Genomic DNA, 17,491 nt, shown 5'->3' on the forward strand with positions numbered 1-17,491 from the left:
GTCTCCGGGTATGACGCGAAGGAACGACACGCGCGAGCGGGTCCTGCGCACGGCCGCCGGGCTCTTCCAGCGGCAGGGCTACAACGCCACCGGTCTCAACCAGGTGCTGGCGGAGAGCAGGGCACCCAAGGGCTCGCTGTACTTCCACTTCCCCGAGGGCAAGGAGCAGCTGGCCGCCGAGGCGGTGGCGGTCGCGGGCGGCGAGCTCGGCGAGCGGATCGCCGCAGCCGTGGCCGCCGCCCCCGGTCCCGCCGAGGCCGTCGCCCGGATCGGCGACCTGCTCGCCCACGACCTGGAGCAGTCGGGGTTCCAGGAGGGCTGCCCGGTGGCCACGGTCGCGCTGGAGGCCGCGGGCGACAGCGAGCCCATCCGGTCGGCCTGCGACGCGGCGTACGCGTCCTGGCTGCGCGGCCTGGCCGGCTATCTGCACGGGCAGGGTGTGGACGAGGCCGAGGCGCTCGCCGACCTGGTGCTGTCCTCGCTGCAGGGAGCGCTCCTGCTCGCCCGCGTGCGTCGCGACACCGGCGTCATCCACTCGGTCACGCGACGGATCGGCGGCCTGGTCGCCGGCGCCGCCCGGCGGAAGGACTCCGAATGAGAATCCACCACCTCAACTGCGGCTCGATGCGGAAGATCGAGCCCACCTACGACGGCCTGGCGCCCGCGCACGCGGTGGCCCACTGCCTGCTCGCCGAGACCGAGCGCGACGGCCTGGTGCTCGTGGAGACCGGGCTCGGGCTCGGCGACGTACGCGACCCGGCGGGCGCGCTCGCCGCGGACTGGACGGAGATGGTCGAGCCGGTGCTCGACCCGGCCGAGACCGCCGTGCGCCAGGTCGAGCGCCTCGGCTACGCGCCCGCCGACGTTCGGCACATCCTGCTGACCCACCTCGACGTCGACCACTCCGGCGGCCTGCCGGACTTCCCGGACGCCCGGGTGCACGTCCTGGAGGAGGAACTGGCCGCCGCCGTGGCCGAGGCCCCCAGCCGGCGCTATCGGCCTGCGCACTGGGCTCACGGGCCGCGCTGGACGACGTACGAGTCCGGCCCGGGCGAGGAGTGGTTCGGCTTCGGCGGCGTACGGCAGGCGCACGGGCTGCCGCCGGAGTTCCTGCTGGTGCCGCTCGGCGGGCACACCGCCGGACACGCGGCGGTGGCCGTGCGCGACGGCGACCGGTGGCTGCTGCACGCGGGCGACGCGTACTTCTACCACGGCGAGCTGCGGGCGGGCGAACCGGAACCGCACCCGCTGCTCGACGTGGTGCAGACCGGCGCGCAGGTCGACGCCGAGCTGCGGCTGCGCAATCGCGACCGGCTGCGCGCGCTCGTCCGCGACCACGCGGGCGAGGTGGAGGTCTTCTCCGCCCACGACCCGTGGGAGCTGCGCCGTTACGTGTCAACCGGCGAGTGAGCCGATCACCCGCGCCCGGTGGTCCGAGGGCGAGCCCCACGCCGTGTGCAGGGCGCGGGCTCTGCGGATGAGCAGGCTGGGGTCGTACTCGTCCGTATAGGCGATCGCGCCGTGCACCTGCAGTGCGATCTTCGCCGCGGCGTACGCCGCCTCGGACGCCGCGGCCTTGGCCGCCGACACGTCGCGGGCGAAGTCCGGCGTGCCGTACGCCAGGGCGGCCCCGTACACCAGCGGGCGGGCGTACTCCAGCCCGACCAGGGCGTCGGCCAGGTGGTGCTTGACCGCCTGGAACTCGCCGATCGGCCGGCCGAACTGCCGCCGGGCCTTCGCGTAGTCCACCGACACCTCCAGCAGGCGGCGTCCGGTCCCCACGAGCTGCGCCGCGCACGCGAGCACGCCCATGTCGTACGCGTCGGCGGCGGCCGCCGCCACGTGCGGTCCCTCGGCCAGCACCTCGCCCGGCGTGACCGGGAACAGCCGCCGGGCGGGGTCGAGGGACGCGCGGGCCTCGCCGGGGACGGCGGCGCACAGCCGCTCGCCGTCCACCAGCAGCGCCAGGTCGGCGGCGTCGGCGTCCAGCGCGTACGGCACGGCCGGGGGCAGGGCGAGCGCGACCACGGCCCTGCCCTCGGCGATCGGCGGCAGCCACCGGCTCGCCAGGGCCTCCTCGCCCAGCCGGTCGAGCAGCACGGCGGCGGCCACGGTCTCGGCGTACGGCCCGGGCACGCCGTGCCCGCCGAGCTCGTGGAACGCGGTCACCAGCTCGACCGGCAGCGGCCCGGCGCCTCCGGCGGCCCCTCCCGCAGACTGGGGCACGGCGATCGCGAGCACCCCGGCCTCGGCCAGCGTGCGCCACAGCGCGAGGCCGCGCCCGCGCCGGCCAGCGGCCCAGTCGCGGACCACGCCGGGCACGGCCGCCTCGGTGAGCAGCTTGCCGAGGGTCTCGCCGAACAGCCGCTGCTCGGCGTCGAGGACGAATCTCATCGGCTTCCCGCCTTCGGCAGGCCGAGCACGCGCTCGGCGATCACGTTGCGCTGGATCTCGTTGGTCCCGGCGTAGATCGGTCCTGCGAGGGAGAAGACGTATCCCTCCAGCCACTCACCCGCCAGCTCGCCGTCCGGGCCGAGCAGGTCGAGGGCCGTCTCGTGCAGCGCCACGTCCAGCTCCGACCAGAAGATCTTGTTGACGCTGGACTCGGCGCCCACGTCCTCCGTACGGGAGATCGTCTCGAAGCCCTTGAGCCGGTAGGCGCGCGCCTTGATCCACGCGTCGGCCACCCGGTCGCGCAGCGCGGTGTCGGCGGGGTCGCCGTGCTCGCGCCACAGCTCCACGAGGCGGTCGGCGGCGGCCAGGAAGCGGCCGGGGCTGCGCAGCGTGAGCCCGCGCTCGTTGCCGGTGGTGCTCATCGCGACCTTCCACCCGGCGCCCGGCTCGCCGATCACGTCGTGGTCGGGGACGAACACGTCGTCGAAGAACAGCTCGGCGAAGGCCGGCTTGCCGTCGATGCGTCCGATCGGCCTGCGGGTGATCCCCGCGGCGTCGAGGGGGAACATGAGGTAGGTCAGCCCCCGGTGCCGTTCGGCCTCCGGGTCGGAGCGGAACGGCCCGAAGCCCCAGTCGGCGAAGGCGGCCCGCGAGCTCCACGTCTTCTGGCCGTTCAGCAGCCAGCCGCCGTCGGTCCTGGTCGCGGTCGCGCGCAGGGACGCGAGGTCGCTGCCCGCGCCCGGCTCCGACCACGCCTGGGCCCAGATCACCTCGCCGGAGGCCATCGACGGCAGGACGCGGGCGAGCTGCTCGGGCGTGCCGTGCTGGAACAGCGTGGGGGCGAGCAGGTTGATGCCGTTCTGGCTGACCCGCCCCGGCGCCCCGGCCGCGTAGTACTCCTCCTCGAAGACCAGCCACTCCAGCGGGGAGGCGTTCCGGCCGCCGTACTCCTCGGGCCACGACACCACCGACAGGCGGGCTTCGTGCAGCTCGCGCTCCCAGGCGCGGTGCGCGGCGAAGCCCTCCTCGATCTCCAGGGACGGCAGGGGAGTGGCGGGGACGTGCTCGCGGAGCCAGGCGCGCACCTCGGCGCGGAACGGCTCCACCGGCGAGAGGTCAAGATCCATCGGCGGCCGCCTTCATGCTCTTGGGGTCCATCCCGGCCAGGGAGTCGGCCGAGGTCTCGGCGTTGTGGGCGTGGGCGAGGTGGTGCAGGCCGAAGACCGAGTCCATCCCGGCGTGCATGCCCTGCAGGTCCTCGGCCTGGTTGACCGCCTTCTTGGTGAGCGCCAGGCCCATCCGCGGCATCGCGGCGATCTTCTCGGCCAGCGCGAACGTCTCGGTCGCCAGGTCGTCGCGCGGCACGACCCGGTTGACCATCCCCACCTCGTACGCGCGCCGGGCCGGCATGCGGTCGCCGGTGAACAGGAACTCCTTGGCGATCCTGGGCGGCATGACCCAGGGGTGGGCGAAGTACTCGACGCCCGGGATGCCCATGCGTACGACGGGGTCGGCGAAGAACGCGTCGTCGGAGGCGACGATCAGGTCGCAGACCCAGGCGAGCATGAGCCCGCCCGCGATGCACGCGCCCTGCACCATGGCGATCGTCGGCTTGGGGATCTCCCGCCACCGCCGGCACATGCCCAGGTAGACCTCCGACTCCCGGGCGAAGCGGCTCTCGGCGCCCTCCTTGCCGACGTGGTCCCACCACAGGCCCGCCTTACGCTCGAAGGAGACGTGGGCGTCCCTGCCGGGCGTGCCGATGTCGTGCCCGGCCGAGAAGTGCTTGCCCTCGCCGGCCAGCACGATCACCTTGACCTCGTCGTCGGCCACCGCCCGGTAGAAGGCCTCGTCGAGGGCGTACGTCATCGCCGAGTTCTGCGCGTTGCGGTACTCCGGGCGGTTCATGGTGACCACCGCCACGGGCCCGCGGCGCTCGTAACGCACCACTGTCATGGGACCCTCGCATTCTTTCTAACAACTATTTGATAGAGTAAATCACGAGTCGTACGGTGAGGAGAGGGTGGGCATGCCGACCTACGTGACCGGTCACGGTCTGCTGCGCGACCGGGTGGCCGTGGTGACCGCCGCGGCCGGCACCGGCATCGGGGGCGCCTGCGCCCGGCGCATGCTGGAGGAGGGGGCGCGGGTCGTCGTCAGCGACGCCCACGAGCGCCGCCTCGGCGAGAGCCTGGCCGTCCTGGAGCGGGAGTTCGGCGCGGACACGGTGACCGCCGTCCCCTGCGACGTCACCTCGGAGGAACAGGTGCAGAGCCTGTTCACGGCCGCGGAGGAGCGGTTCGGGCCTGTCGACGTGGTCGTGAACAACGCCGGCCTCGGCGGCACGGCGAGGCTCGTCGAGATGGCCGACGAGCAGTGGAGCCGGGTGCTCGACGTCACGCTGAACGGCACCATGCGCTGCACCCGCGCCGCGCTCACGCGGATGCAGCCGCGGGGCCGGGGCGTGGTCGTGAACAACGCCTCGGTGATCGGCTGGCGGGCCCAGGAGGGCCAGGCGCACTACGCGGCGGCCAAGGCCGGGGTCATGGCGCTGACCAGGTGCGCGGCGATCGAGGCGGCGCCGTACGGCGTGCGGGTCAACGCCGTCGCCCCCTCGCTGGCCATGCACCCGCACCTGGCGAAGGTCACGACCGAGGAACTGCTGGCCGAGCTGACCAGGAAGGAGGCCTTCGGCCGCCACGCGGAACCATGGGAGGTCGCCAACGTTATCGTCTTCCTCGCGAGCGACTACTCCTCCTACATGACCGGAGAGGTCGTCTCGGTCTCCAGCCAGCACCCCTGAGAGGTCGAACTTTCCCATGAGCCCACGACGCAGAGACGCAGAGAGCACCGCGGCCGCCCGCGCCGAGCGGCGGGCCGAGCTGCTGGCCACCGCGGCCGAGGTGTTCGCGTCACGGGGCTACGCGGCCACGACGGTCCGCGAGGTTGCGGAGGCCGCCGACATGCTCGGCGGCAGCCTCTACTACCACTTCGACTCCAAGGAGTCGATGGTCGACGAGATCCTGTCGGCCTTCCTCACCGAGATGTGGGGGGCGTACGACAAGGTGACCGGCTCCGGCCTCGGCGCGCGGGAGACCTTCGAGGCGCTGATCGTGGAGTCGTTCCGCACCATCCACCGCCACCGCCCGGCCGTCGTGATCTACCAGAACGAGTCCAAGCACCTCGCGACGAACCCGCGCTTCTCCTACCTGACCGAGTCGCAGGGGCGCTTCCGCGAGATGTGGCTGTCGGTGCTGGACCGGGGAGTCACCGACGGCGTCTTCCGGGCCGACCTCGACACCGGCCTCATCTACCGCTTCATCCGCGACACCGTGTGGCTGGCCGCGAGCTGGTACCGCGGTGACGGCCCGCTGCCGGCCGAAGAGATCGCCAGGCAGTACATAGCGATGGTCCTGGAAGGGATCCTGACAACAACCTGAGGAGTTTTGCGATGGCGGAGGCATACATCGTCGAGGCGGTTCGCACGCCCGTGGGCAGGCGCGGCGGAGGCCTTTCCGGCGTCCACCCGGCCGACCTGGGCGCGCACGTGCTGACCGAGCTCATGAAGCGCTCGGGGGTGGACCCGGCCGCGGTGGAGGACGTGGTCTTCGGCTGCCTGGACACGGTGGGCCCGCAGGCCGGCGACATCGCCCGCACCTGCTGGCTGGCCGCGGGGCTGCCCGAGGAGGTGCCGGGCGTGACCGTCGACCGGCAGTGCGGCTCGTCCCAGCAGGCCGTCCACTTCGCCGCGCAGGCGGTGATGTCCGGCACCAGCGACCTCGTCGTCGCCGGCGGCGTGCAGAACATGTCGCAGATCCCGATCGCCTTCGCCTCGCGCGGCGCCGCCGACTCCCTCGGTTTCACCGAGGGTCCGTACGTCGGCTCGCGCGGCTGGCAGGCCAGGTACGGCAAGCAGGACGTGTCGCAGTTCCACGGCGCCGAGATGATCGCCAGGGACTGGGACATCTCCCGTGAGGACATGGAGGCGTTCGCCTTCGCGTCGCACCAGCGGGCGATCCGGGCGATCGACGAGGGCCGGTTCGACAGGGAGGTCGCCCCTCTCGAGGGCGTCACCGCCGACGAGGGCCCCCGCAGGGACACCTCGCCGGAGAAGATGGCGGGCCTGAAGACCCTGGAGGAGGGCGGGCGGCTGACCGCCGCCGTCGCCTCGCAGATCTCCGACGGCGCGGCCGCCCTGCTGATCGCCTCGGAGACCGCGGTGAGGGCGCACGGCCTGCGGCCCCGGGCCCGGATCCACCACCTGTCGGCCCGCGGCGAGGACCCCATCCGCATGCTGTCCGCGCCGATCCCCGCCACGGCGTACGCGCTGAAGAAGACCGGCATGTCGATCGACGACATGGACGTCGTCGAGATCAACGAGGCGTTCGCGTCGGTCGTGCTGGCCTGGCTCAAGGAGACCGGCGCGGACCACGCCCGGGTCAACCCCAACGGCGGCGCGATCGCGCTCGGCCACCCGCTCGGCGCCACCGGCGCCCGGCTGATGACCACCCTCCTGCACGAGCTCGAGCGCACCGGCGGCCGGTATGGCCTGCAGACGATGTGCGAGGGCGGCGGCCAGGCCAACGTGACCGTGATCGAGCGTCTCTAGCTCCATCGCGTGCGGCGAGTGCCGCGCCGGGCCCCGCCGATTCCGGGGCGCGGCGCCCGGCGCGGTAATCTCAACCGTCCTAACGCTGTTTGGGAGCACGGATGGCCTGCACGCACGACCGCATCACGACGACCCGCGCCGACAGGGGGATCCTGCGATGAGCACCGCCACGAGTGAGGCGGCCCGCCGCCGCACGTTCGCGGTGATCAGCCACCCGGACGCCGGAAAGTCCACGATGACCGAGGCGCTCGCCCTGCACGCCTCGGCGATCACCCAGGCGGGAGCCGTGCACGGCAAGGCCGGCCGGCGGGGCGTGACGTCCGACTGGATGGAGATGGAGCGGGCCCGCGGCATCTCCATCACCTCGGCCGCGCTGCGCTTCGACTACCGAGGCCACGTGTTCAACCTGGTGGACACCCCCGGCCACGCGGACTTCTCCGAGGACACCTACCGTGTGCTGGCCGCGGTCGACTGCGCGGTCATGCTGCTCGACGCGGCCAAGGGCATGGAGCCGCAGACCATGAAGCTGTTCGAGGTCTGCCGCCACCGCCGCATCCCCGTCATCACGTTCGTCAACAAGTGGGACCGGCCGGGCCGGGAGCCGCTGGAGTTGCTCGACGAGATCGAGGAGCGCACCGGCCTGCGTCCCACGCCGGTCACCTGGCCGATCGGCACCGCGGGGAACTTCCACGGCGTGGTCGACCGGATGGAAGGCCGCGCGGTCCGCTACACCCGCACGCCCGGCGGCGCCACCAAGGCGCTGGAGACCGAGCTGACCCCCGAGCAGGCCGCCGCCGAGCTCGGGGCCGACTGGACCCGCGCGGGGGAGGAGAGCGACCTGCTCGCCGCGATCGGCGCCGAGCACGACCAGAAGGCGTTCGAGGCGCACGAGTCCACGCCGGTGCTGTTCGGCGCGGCGCTGTCCAACTTCGGCGTGGCCCGGCTGCTCGACGTGCTCGTCGACCTCGCCCCCGCCCCGGCGCCCCGGACGGACGTCGAGGGCGCCGCCCGGCCGCTGGACGCGCCGTTCTCCGGCCTGGTCTTCAAGGTGCAGGCCAACATGGACCCCGCCCACCGCGACCGCATCGCGTTCGTCCGGGTCTGCTCCGGCCGGTTCGAGCGCGGCATGGTGCTCACCCACGCCGCCACCGGCCGCCCCTTCGCCACGAAGTACGCCCAGTCGGTGTTCGGCCAGGAGCGCGCCACCATCGACGAGGCGTACCCGGGAGACGTGGTCGGGCTGGTGAACGCCACCGCACTGCGGCCCGGGGACACCCTCTACGAGGGGAAGCCGGTGGAGTTCCCGCCCATCCCCAGCTTCGCCCCCGAGCACTTCGCCGTGGCCCGGTCCCGGAGCACCGCCAAGGCCAAGCAGTTCCGCCGCGGCATCGACCAGCTCGACGGCGAGGGCGTGATCCAGGTTCTCCGCTCCGACCTGCGCGGCGACCAGGCCCCCGTGCTCGCCGCGGTGGGGCCCATGCAGTTCGAGGTCGTGCAGCACCGCCTGGCCACCGAGTTCGGCGCGGAGATCGTCCTCGACCGGCTGGAGTACACCCTCGCCCTCCGCACCGACGCCGAGTCCGCGGAGGTGCTGCGGCGTCAGCGCGGCGCGGAGGTGCTGACCCGCAGCCGCGACCAGGCCCTGCTCGCCGTGTTCGCCGACCAGTGGCGCATGCGCTCCATCCAGCGTGAGCACGAGGGCCTGACCCTCGAACCGCTGATCGCCGGACAGGGCATCCCCGGCGCCACCGGCTGATCCGCCGTACGCGCGGGGGCCGTACGCGGCGGAGCCGGATCACACCGCTGCCGCGAACAGGGCCTTCGCCTCGGCGACGGCGCGGGTGAGGGCGTGCGGGTCCGGGCGCAGCGCCGCCACGATCGCGTCGACGCCGCGCAGGCCGGCCCGCTCCAGCAGCCGCTTCTCGTTGGTGACCCATTCGCCGCGGGCGGCGAGGACCGCGTGGGCGGTTTGCATGGCGGCGGTGGCGAGGGCGCCGGCGACTTCGGTGGCCAGACCGCGCGCGGCGTAGGCGGACCCGGCGTACTGGAGGGTCATGGCCGCCCGGTCGCGCCACATCGGCGGGGCCGACCTTCGCAGCGGCTCGGGGTAGCCTGGCCGCGGCAGGGCGCCGCGCAGGACCCGGTTGACGGCCAGCTCGGCCACCACCAGATAGCTGGGGATGCCCGCGAGGTGGAACATCAGCGGCTCCCAGTGGAAGCGGCCCTGCTCGGCCTCGGCGAGCTCGTGCTCGACGACGTCGAGGTCCCGGTAGTGCACGTCGGCGCGGCGTCCGTCGATGGTCAGCCACGCACCGCCGTTGAAGACGCCGCCACCCCAGCCGCCGATCTCGGAGACCTCGCCCTCCCAGCCGACGGCACGCAGGCCGGCCGGGTCGAAAGGGCCGCGGTAGTAGAGGGCGAAGTCCCAGTCGCTACTGGGCGTGTGGGTGCCCTGCGCGCGGGAGCCGCCGAGGGTGACGGCCCGGACCCCAGGCAAGGCGGCGAGGCGGTCGGCGACGTGATCGAGGAACGCCTGATCGGTCATGGGACATGCCGTTTCTCGTGAGACGTGGAAGGACACGCGGCACCGAGACCGGAGCACTGCTCCAACGGCCTCGTCCGGACGGGAAACCCACGTCGTCACTTCACGGCCCTGATCTTACCTGCCGAGCCGCGTATCACTACTGGTGGCCCTGACGGACTCCGGGCATGATCGGATCTTCATCCGGCTGTGCGTGAATGGGGACGCTGTGAGCAGAAGGACCGAGTATCTGGCCGCGCGGGGGCTCGACCCCGAGAGCATCCGGCGCCGGCTTGAGGGCGCCGGCGATCAGGCTTATCCGCGCACGCTGGACGATGACCTGCACGAGGCCGCCTACGAGGGCGTCGCGGAGGCGATCGAGGTGCTGGTCGCGCACGGCGCCGACGTGGAGTCGTCCGGCGTGTGGGAGACACCGCTGTGGACCGCGGTCTGCCGGGGACACGGGGACGCGGTCGCCGCGCTGCTGCGGGCCGGCGCGGACCCCTGGCGGCCGGTCGTCGCCGGCCGATCCGCTGGAGACATCGCGCTCACCGGGCCGCTGGCCGACCTGTTCGCCGCCCTGCCCGGCGCTCCCGCTAGGGACGGCGGCCTGCTGCGTCGGCAGGCGGAAGCCGACGCCCTCGTCGCCGCGTACGACTCCTGGGAGACCTACTGCGGCGAGGGCGACGGCTTCGCGTTCGTCGCGGGCATCGACGAGGATTCGGCCATCCGCCGGCTCGGCCTGGACCCCGCCGGCTGCCCGCTCGCGAACGAGGACGAGTACATGGACGTCGGCCCGTCCCTCGGCGCTTCCGCACTCTGGCTAGGCCGGCCGCCGGGAAGCGCCGGCGTCGTGGTCTACAGCGCCATCAGCTTCGACCCCGGAGCCGAGGAACTGTGGGGTCCGCTCAGCTCGCCGGGCCCGGCCGTCAGCATCGTCACTAACATGATCGTGGACACCACGATCGAGGTCTGGCGGGACGGCGCCGAGATCCGCTACCTGCACTCGTTGCAGCGGCCCGAGGCCGACATGCTTCCCGAGGAGTGGCTCTGCCGCTTCTACGACCACTCACCCCGCTCACCGCGCGGACTCGCCCGCGGACTGGCCCTCGCCACCCTGGTCACCGGCGTCGAGGTGACCGAGGACTGGCTGTTCCGCGCCCCCAAACGCCTCGTCATCCTGCCCGGATGACCTGGCCGCCCTCACGCCGGTTCTCGCCTGATGTCCTCCTTCATGTCCCCAGGCGTACGGGAAGGCGGGCGAGGCGCCAGGAGAACGGGAGGAACTGCCGGTCGAGGTCCTCCGGCGCGACGCCGAGTTCGAGCCGGGGGTAGCGGCGCAGGAGGGCGCCGAAGGCCACCTCGCCCTCCTGCCGGGCCAGCGCCGCGCCCAGGCAGTAGTGGAGGCCGTGGCCGAAGCCGACGTGGATCTCCTTGTGGCCGTCGGGCTCCCGGGCGATGTTCAGACGGCCGGGGTCGTCGAAGCGCCGGGGGTCGTAGTTGGCGGAGACCAGCACCGCCATCACCGGCTCGCCCCGGCGCACGGTCATGCCGTCGACCTCGACGTCCTCGGCCGCGTACCGGATCCGGGTGCCCTGGACGGGCCCGCACCAGCGCATCAGCTCGTGCACCGCGCGCGGCAGCAGTCCCGGGTCGGCCCGCAGCGCGGCGAGCTGATCCGGGTGGGTCAGCAGGGCGGTGGTGCCGTTGCCGATCAGGTGGGCGGTGGTCTCGTGCCCGGCGAGGACGAGCGTGAGGACCATGGTGACCATCTCGGTGTCGGTCAGCCTGTCGCCGTCCTCGTCGTGGGCGCGGATCAGGCCGGTCAGCAGGTCGCCGGCCGGCTCGGCCCGGCGGCGGGCGATGAGCTCCTGGATGTAGGTCACCATGTGCCGCAGCGGCTCGGCCACCGCTCCCGGTTCGAGCGAGACCAGGCCCCTGCCCCACTCCCGCCACAGCGGGCGGTCCTCCTCGGGGATGCCGACCAGCTCACAGATGACGGTGATCGGCAGGGGGTAGGCGAAGTGCTCGATCAGGTCGGCGACGCCGTTCTCGGCGTGGCCGGGCAGCCGATCGAGGAGATCCTCGGTGATCTGCTCGACGCGGGGCCGCAGCTCCGCCACCCGGCGGGCGGTGAAGGCGCGGGAGACCAGCCTGCGCAGCCGGAGGTGGTCGTCGCCGTCGGAGTCGAGGACGCTGTCCAGGATGTACGCGGCGTACTCGCGGGGGATCCCCCGCGCCTCGATGAGCTGCTCGCGGATGTTGTGCACGCTCGCTCCCGGCACGTTGGCCGGGTTGTTGACGAACCGGCGGTCGCTCAGCACGGTCTTGACGTCGTCATACCGCGTGACGAGCCAGACCGGGGAGTCCAGGCCGGGGAAGGAGCCGCGCACCATCGGGGCCTGCTCCCGCAGGTGGGAGTAGCCCCCGAACGGATCGCGCACCAGGTCCGCGTCGAACAGGTTGACGGGTCCTGCCGTGCTGGAAGTGCTCATGCCTACCTCCACGTGTCAGGTGCGTTTGTGCCGGTGGATCTCCCGTGCGGTCGGTACAGCAGAGTTCAGCCGGTCCAGCAGGCGCTGGTAGATCGCGCTCACTCGCGGCGCCGCCGCCCGGACGCTCTCCGGCGACCCCGGGAGCTCGAAGGCCGCGCGAATGACATGAGCGATCATGTCGGCGTTGTCCTCCAGGGCGGGCACGGTGGACGGCGACAGAGGCTCGATCGTGACGAAGCCCGTCAGGATCGACTCGTACGCGTGGACCTGGAGGGCCGAGGACTGATCGGTGCGGACCAGGCCGTGCTCGCGCAGCACCTCGACGTGCGCCAGGAGTGCGTGGTCGCGCACGTCGAGCAGGTCGGGCAGGTTCTCGGCGGCGCTCCTGCTCAGCGCGCCGAGGGTGTCGTCGTCGCCGAGGAGCGTCGCCCGGAAGATCGGCTCCTCGTGCACCCACAGGTACGCCGACCTGGCCGCGCTGCTGAGCAGGACCGCCGAGGGGTCGGCGCGCACGCCGGCGGCGAGACGCTCGATGATGCGGGCCTTGGCCCGTATCAACACCGCGAGGAAGAGCAGCTCCTTCGTGCTGAAATGCAGGTAGACGGTGCCCTTGCCGACGCCCGCCCGCCGGGCCACGTCCTCGACCGTGATGCGCGGGTATCCCCAGGCCACCAGGAGCTCGCCGGCGGCGTCCAGGATGCGCTCGGCCCGCTCGCGCTCCCGGCTGCCGGTGGAGGCCGGGCCCGCAGGTCGGGAGTCGAGGTCCGTCACCGTGCCCCCCTCCGCCGCGGCCGTGACCGAGATGACGATTCCGGTCACACAGTCGAACGTACGCCGCGAGAAGCGGCCGGGCAAGACCGAAGCCCGCCGGGTTCGCCGGGGTGAACCCGAACCACCCGCCCGGGCTCACTTCTCCAGCGAGGCCAGCAGTGACTCCAGGTCGCGCATCAGCCGCTCGGTGCGGGCCGGGCCGTACGCCGAGAGGATCGCCCGCTGGTGCTCGGCGATGCCCGCCTCCAGACGGGCGAGCAGGTCGCGGCCCCGGTCGGCGAGGAAGACCGCGACCTTGCGGCGGTCGGCCGGGTCGTGCCCCCGGTAGACCACCGCGCGTTCCACCAGCCGGTCCACCGCCTTGGTCAGCGTGGGGTGGGGCATCAGCGCGGCCTCGGCCAGATCGCCCATCGAGTGCCCGCGCCCGTCAGCGAGCGCCTGCAGGATGCGCCACTGCTCGACGGTCACGTCCTCGGCGGCGAGCGCGGCGGCCAGCCCCCGGTTGACACCGCGCTCGGCCCGGCTCAGCAGGTAGGCGAGCGACGACCCGAGGCCGGTCACCTGTTCGGTCAGGGGATACTCGTGCACGTGGCCGATCCTGTCACAGTCGTCATCGACTCTCTCGAGGCTCATCTGCTGCCCGCGGACACGCTCCGCGTCGCGCTGGTGGTGCCGGTCTCCGGCGTGCTCGGCCTGCTCGGGCCGGGGGCGATCAACTGCGCCGTGCTCGCCGCCCGGGAGGTCAACGCGGCCGGGGGAGTGCTGGGCAGGCCGGTCGAGCTCGTGCTCGTGGACGGGGGCCGTGGCCCGGCCGCGGTCGCCGGGGAGGTGCGGGGCCTGGTGCGCTCCGGAGCCGTCCAGGCGGTGGTCGGCACCCACGCCAGCGACGTGCGCGTCGCGGTCGAGCAGGCGCTGGGCGGCGCGGCCCCCTTCGTCTACACCCCGCCGTACGAGGGCGGCGCCCGCCGTCCGGGCGTCTACTACCTCGGCGAGCCCGCCTCGCTGCAGGTCGGCCCGGGAATCGACTGGCTGGTGGAGCACCGGCGGGCCCGCCGCTGGTTCCTGCTGGGCAACGACTACGTCTGGCCTCGCCTGGTGCACGCCTCGGCCCGCGGGCACCTGCGTGCCCGGTCCGCGACGGTCGTGGGGGAGCGGCTCGTCCCGCCCGGGACGACCGCGATGGACCGGCTGCTGGAGCAGCTGGCCGCCGTGCGGCCGGACGCCGTGCTGCTCACCCTCATCGGCAGCGACCTGATCGCGTTCAACCGGGCGTTCGCCGCGAGTGGCCTCGGCTGCGCGCGGCTGTGCGGCGCGCTGGAGGAGCACGGCCTGCTCGCCGCCGGGGGCGACACGACCGGTGGGCTCTACGCCGCGATGGGGTACTTCGGGGGCATCGCCACCGACGCCAACCTCGGTCTGGCCGAGCGGTACACGGCGATGTTCGGCCCGGAGGCGCCGCTGCTGAACGGGCACGGGCACGGCTGCTACGAGGGGGTGCTCATGCTGGCCGCCCTGGCGCGGCGCGCGGGCACGCTGGCGGTGCCGGCCGTCGAGGCGGTCGCCGACGGCACGACGGTCGTGTCCGGGCGCGGCCCGCTCACGCTGACCGCGGGCCGGGTGCGCCAGCGGGTGTACCTCGCCCGGGCCGACGGGCTGGACTTCGAGGTCGTCGCGCCGCTTGTGTACCCGATGTAAAACTTCCACCAGAAACCTTTTCGTTTTCAAGGATTGCCCCTATCGTACGGCTCTGCCCCCGTGCGTTTAGGAGCGGATCCATGTCCTCCCCACAGTCAGAGGCGCCCGGCGTCGAGCGCTTCGGTTACCAGCAGGAGCTGCGGCGCTCGCTCGGCTTCGCCGACCTGCTCATCTATGGTTTGATCTTCATGGTGCCGATCGCGCCGTTCGGCATCTTCGGCAGCGTCTTCCAGTCGTCCGGCGGGATGGTGGCGCTCGCCTACGTGATCGGCATGGTCGCGATGGCGTTCACCGCCCTGTCCTACGCCCAGATGGCCCGCGCGTTCCCGATGGCGGGCTCGGTTTACACGTACGCGGGCCGGGGCATCGCCGCCCCGGTCGGCTTCCTCGCGGGCTGGGTGATCCTGCTCGACTACGTCCTCGTCCCGGCCCTGCTCTACCTGGTGGCGAGCGCCGCCATGACGTCGTTCGTGCCCGGCGTGCCGATCTGGGTGTGGCTGATCGCCTTCATCGTGCTCAACACGGTGGTCAACTACCTCGGCATCGAGATGACCGCCCGGATGAACAAGATCATGTTGGTCGCCGAGCTGATCGTGCTGGCGATCTTCCTGATCGTCGGGATCGTGGCTCTGACCCAGGGCAAGGGCCACGGCGCCGCGCTCAGCCCGCTGTTCGACTCCTCGACGTTCTCCTGGCCACTGGCGTTCGGGGCCGTGTCCGTGGCGGTGCTGTCGTTCCTCGGATTCGACGGCATCTCGATGCTCGCCGAGGAGAGCCGCGAGAGCACCCGCCGGCTCGGCCGCTCGATGGTCTTCGCCCTCGCCCTGGCCGGCGCGCTGTTCGTCGTGCAGACCTGGGTGGCGGCGCTGCTCGCCCCCAACCGCGCCGACCTGCTCACCAAGGGCGACCCCGCCGGCACCGCGTTCTACGACACCGCAGAATACGCCGGAGGCCACTGGCTGAGCGTGCTGACCGCGGTCGCCACCGCCGTGGCGTGGGGGTTCGCGAACTCCCTGGTCGCCCAGGCGGCCACCTCCCGCCTGCTGTTCGCGATGGCCCGCGACCGTCAGCTCCCGGCGTTCCTCGGCAAGGTGCACCCCAAGCACAAGGTGCCGGTCAACGCCACGTTCCTGGTGGCCGCGGTGTCCCTGGTCCTCGGCCTGTACATGAGCGCGCGCGACGACGGCATCACGCTGCTCGGCACGCTGGTCAACTTCGGCGCGATGACCGCGTTCCTCGCCCTGCACGTGTCGGTCGTCGTCCACTACGTGGTCCGCAACCGCAGCCGTGACTGGTGGCGGCACCTCGTGGCCCCCGCGATCGGCTTCCTGATCCTGCTCTACGTCGTGATCAACGCCAGCATCGCCGCCCAGGTGCTCGGCTTCGTCTGGCTGGCCATCGGCGTCGTGATCCTCGCCGGCTCCTACCTGATGGGCCGGCGCCCCACCCTGTCCGCCGTCACTGCGGAGGCCAACGAGTGAACGTCGTGTCCTACCGTCCCCGTCCCGACGACCTGTCGTACACCTTCGGCGGCCGCCCGGCCGTCGAGTCCGTCGCCCCCGGCGCGGTGCTGGAGCTGTATACCGAGGACTGCTTCGGCGGCCGGGTGCGCGGCACCGGCGACCTGCCGTCGCAGGTCTGCGAGTTCCCCTACCTGAATCCGGTCACCGGCCCGTTCCACGTCGAGGGGGCCGAGCCCGGCGACACCCTGGCCCTCCACTTCGTCTCCATCGAGCCCGTCCGCGACTGGGCGGTCTCCACGACGTTCCCGCACTTCGGGGCGCTGACGAGCACGCACACCACCGCGACGCTGCAGCCTCCGCTGGAGGAGGCCGTGTGGATGTACCAGGTGGACGCCGAGCGGCGGACCGTGCGCTACCGGGCCCGGCGGGGCGACTTCGCCGTCGAGATGCCGCTCGACCCGATGCACGGGACCGTGGGCGTCGCCCCGGCCGCGGCCGAGGCGCGGATGACCATCACGCCGGACGCCCACGGCGGCAACATGGACACCCCCGAGCTGCGCGCCGGGGTCACGGTCTACCTGGGCGTCAACGTTCCCGGCGCGCTGTTCGCGATCGGCGACGGCCACTGCCGCCAGGGCCACGGCGAGGTCTGCGGCACCGCCGTCGAGGCGGCGATGAACACCGTCGTGGCCGTCGAGCTGATCAAGGGCGTCGTCACGCCGTGGCCCCGGCTCGAGGACGACCGCCACATCATGTCGACCGGCTCGGCGCGGCCGCTGGAGGACGCCTACCGCATCAGCCAGCACGACCTCGTCACCTGGACCGCCTCCCTCACCGGCCTCCACGAGCTGGACGCCTACCAGCTCGTCAGCCAGGGCGGGGAGGCCCCGGTCGGCAACGTCTGCGACACCAACTACACGATGGTGGCCAAGCTGCCCAAGGCGTACCTGGGCGACCCGGACGTGTACGGCTCCGCGCACGCCCGCCTGCGCGCCCTCGGCGAGGAGTACCTCAGCCGTTGAGGAAGGGCAGCACGTGCGAGAGCACGTCGCCCGACCTGATCCAGCCGCCCTGGTGGTCGGCGCCGGGCACGGAGAAGAACCCGGCGCCGGCCCTCCGGGCGACCTCGCGCATGGGCTCGTGCCAGGGGTCGGCGGTGCCGCGCCGCGCGTCGGACGCCGGCGTCGTCGAGGACCGCCGCGACGTACTCGGCCCGGCGGCGCAGCGTGTACGCCGCGGGGTCGCGCGGCGTGGAGCGCGCAGGTGCTGCTCGAACTCGGGCACGGGCCGCGCCGGTTCACTCAGCTGGAGCGGGCGATCGACGGCATCAGCCGCCGCATGCTGACGCTGAACCTGCGCGCCCTGGAGCGCAACGGGCTGGTCACCCGCACGGTCCATCCGGACGCGCCGCCCCGGGTCGAGTACGCCATCACCCCGCTCGCCGAGGAGATCCGCGAGCCCCTTGAGGCCCTGGCGGCCTGGGCGCGACGCAACAGGTCCGCCCTGTCGGCCGCCCGCCGCGCCTACGACCGGCGCGACTGAG

The 17,491-nt window shown here is 72.8% G+C and carries 19 protein-coding genes; 11 read left to right on the forward strand and 8 right to left on the reverse strand.

The window, feature by feature from the left end:
* Positions 1–10: 10 nt before the first annotated feature.
* On the forward strand, positions 11–598 hold the full coding sequence (locus tag HHX35_RS22575) for a TetR/AcrR family transcriptional regulator (RefSeq protein ID WP_182900746.1): 588 nt from the start codon (positions 11–13) through the stop codon (positions 596–598).
* On the forward strand, positions 595–1,410 hold the full coding sequence (locus HHX35_RS22580) for an MBL fold metallo-hydrolase (RefSeq protein ID WP_182900747.1): 816 nt from the start codon (positions 595–597) through the stop codon (positions 1,408–1,410). Before HHX35_RS22575 ends, HHX35_RS22580 begins: the two co-directional genes overlap by 4 nt.
* Here the strand turns inward: HHX35_RS22580 and HHX35_RS22585 are convergent.
* Genes HHX35_RS22585 through HHX35_RS22595 form a run of 3 tightly spaced genes read right to left on the reverse strand, consistent with a single transcriptional unit; the run spans position 1,396 to position 4,350 of the window.
* Complete coding sequence (locus tag HHX35_RS22585; protein ID WP_182900748.1) at positions 1,396–2,394, reverse strand: acyl-CoA dehydrogenase family protein; 999 nt, start codon at positions 2,392–2,394, stop codon at positions 1,396–1,398. The two genes, HHX35_RS22580 and HHX35_RS22585, sit on opposite strands and share 15 nt — an antisense overlap.
* On the reverse strand, positions 2,391–3,521 hold the full coding sequence (locus HHX35_RS22590; protein ID WP_182900749.1) for an acyl-CoA dehydrogenase family protein: 1,131 nt from the start codon (positions 3,519–3,521) through the stop codon (positions 2,391–2,393). Before HHX35_RS22590 ends, HHX35_RS22585 begins: the two co-directional genes overlap by 4 nt.
* Positions 3,511–4,350, reverse strand: a complete 840-nt coding sequence (locus HHX35_RS22595) for an enoyl-CoA hydratase (RefSeq protein ID WP_182900750.1) — start codon at positions 4,348–4,350, stop codon at positions 3,511–3,513. The genes HHX35_RS22590 and HHX35_RS22595 overlap by 11 nt, the downstream gene beginning before the upstream one ends.
* A 73-nt stretch (positions 4,351–4,423) precedes the next feature.
* Between HHX35_RS22595 and HHX35_RS22600 the strand changes: the two genes are divergently transcribed.
* The 4 genes from HHX35_RS22600 to HHX35_RS22615 all read left to right on the forward strand — a co-directional run bounded on the left by HHX35_RS22600 (position 4,424) and on the right by HHX35_RS22615 (position 8,759).
* Entirely contained in the window at positions 4,424–5,197 is a 774-nt protein-coding gene (locus HHX35_RS22600) for an SDR family oxidoreductase (protein ID WP_182900751.1), read from the forward strand.
* A 16-nt stretch (positions 5,198–5,213) separates the two neighbouring features.
* Positions 5,214–5,834, forward strand: coding sequence for a TetR/AcrR family transcriptional regulator (locus HHX35_RS22605; protein WP_182900752.1), 621 nt, complete (start codon positions 5,214–5,216; stop codon positions 5,832–5,834).
* A gap of 11 nt (positions 5,835–5,845) precedes the next feature.
* Positions 5,846–7,003, forward strand: a complete 1,158-nt coding sequence (locus tag HHX35_RS22610; RefSeq protein WP_182900753.1) for an acetyl-CoA C-acetyltransferase — start codon at positions 5,846–5,848, stop codon at positions 7,001–7,003.
* A 157-nt stretch (positions 7,004–7,160) separates the two neighbouring features.
* Positions 7,161–8,759, forward strand: a complete 1,599-nt coding sequence (locus tag HHX35_RS22615) for a peptide chain release factor 3 (RefSeq protein ID WP_182900754.1) — start codon at positions 7,161–7,163, stop codon at positions 8,757–8,759.
* 39 nt (positions 8,760–8,798) lie between these two features.
* Here HHX35_RS22615 and HHX35_RS22620 read toward each other — a convergent pair whose 3' ends face one another.
* A complete protein-coding gene (locus tag HHX35_RS22620; protein ID WP_182900755.1) occupies positions 8,799–9,548 on the reverse strand; it encodes a nucleotidyltransferase domain-containing protein in 750 nt (249 codons plus the stop codon).
* 205 nt (positions 9,549–9,753) lie between these two features.
* On the opposite strand from HHX35_RS22620, the gene HHX35_RS22625 reads away from it, so the two are divergent.
* The gene (locus HHX35_RS22625; protein ID WP_182900756.1) at positions 9,754–10,716 is read left to right on the forward strand and encodes an ankyrin repeat domain-containing protein; all 963 of its coding nucleotides are present in this window, start codon (positions 9,754–9,756) and stop codon (positions 10,714–10,716) included.
* A gap of 40 nt (positions 10,717–10,756) precedes the next feature.
* Here HHX35_RS22625 and HHX35_RS22630 read toward each other — a convergent pair whose 3' ends face one another.
* The 3 genes from HHX35_RS22630 to HHX35_RS22640 all read right to left on the reverse strand — a co-directional run bounded on the left by HHX35_RS22630 (position 10,757) and on the right by HHX35_RS22640 (position 13,378).
* Positions 10,757–12,019: a cytochrome P450 gene (locus HHX35_RS22630; RefSeq protein ID WP_182900757.1), complete on the reverse strand. Its 1,263-nt coding sequence runs from the start codon at positions 12,017–12,019 to the stop codon at positions 10,757–10,759.
* Positions 12,020–12,034: 15 nt separating this feature from the next.
* On the reverse strand, positions 12,035–12,838 hold the full coding sequence (locus HHX35_RS22635; RefSeq protein WP_182900758.1) for a TetR/AcrR family transcriptional regulator: 804 nt from the start codon (positions 12,836–12,838) through the stop codon (positions 12,035–12,037).
* A gap of 87 nt (positions 12,839–12,925) precedes the next feature.
* Complete coding sequence (locus HHX35_RS22640; RefSeq protein WP_310739230.1) at positions 12,926–13,378, reverse strand: MarR family transcriptional regulator; 453 nt, start codon at positions 13,376–13,378, stop codon at positions 12,926–12,928.
* Between HHX35_RS22640 and HHX35_RS22645 the strand changes: the two genes are divergently transcribed.
* The 3 genes from HHX35_RS22645 (at position 13,379) to HHX35_RS22655 (ending at position 16,970) form a co-directional block, all read left to right on the forward strand.
* Positions 13,379–14,485, forward strand: a complete 1,107-nt coding sequence (locus tag HHX35_RS22645; RefSeq protein WP_182900760.1) for a substrate-binding domain-containing protein — start codon at positions 13,379–13,381, stop codon at positions 14,483–14,485.
* A gap of 80 nt (positions 14,486–14,565) precedes the next feature.
* Positions 14,566–15,966: an APC family permease gene (locus HHX35_RS22650; protein ID WP_182900761.1), complete on the forward strand. Its 1,401-nt coding sequence runs from the start codon at positions 14,566–14,568 to the stop codon at positions 15,964–15,966.
* A complete protein-coding gene (locus HHX35_RS22655; protein WP_182900762.1) occupies positions 15,963–16,970 on the forward strand; it encodes an acetamidase/formamidase family protein in 1,008 nt (335 codons plus the stop codon). Before HHX35_RS22650 ends, HHX35_RS22655 begins: the two co-directional genes overlap by 4 nt.
* On the opposite strand, the gene HHX35_RS42685 is transcribed toward HHX35_RS22655, so the two are convergent.
* Positions 16,960–17,232, reverse strand: coding sequence for a hypothetical protein (locus HHX35_RS42685; protein WP_220505752.1), 273 nt, complete (start codon positions 17,230–17,232; stop codon positions 16,960–16,962). The genes HHX35_RS22655 and HHX35_RS42685 overlap by 11 nt on opposite strands.
* On the opposite strand from HHX35_RS42685, the gene HHX35_RS22660 reads away from it, so the two are divergent.
* The gene (locus tag HHX35_RS22660) at positions 17,212–17,490 is read left to right on the forward strand and encodes a helix-turn-helix domain-containing protein (protein WP_310739232.1); all 279 of its coding nucleotides are present in this window, start codon (positions 17,212–17,214) and stop codon (positions 17,488–17,490) included. The two genes, HHX35_RS42685 and HHX35_RS22660, sit on opposite strands and share 21 nt — an antisense overlap.
* Position 17,491: the final 1 nt, after the last annotated feature.

The organism is Microbispora sp. H10830 (assembly GCF_014161375.1).
Taxonomy (GTDB): Bacteria; Actinomycetota; Actinomycetes; order Streptosporangiales; family Streptosporangiaceae; genus Microbispora; species Microbispora catharanthi.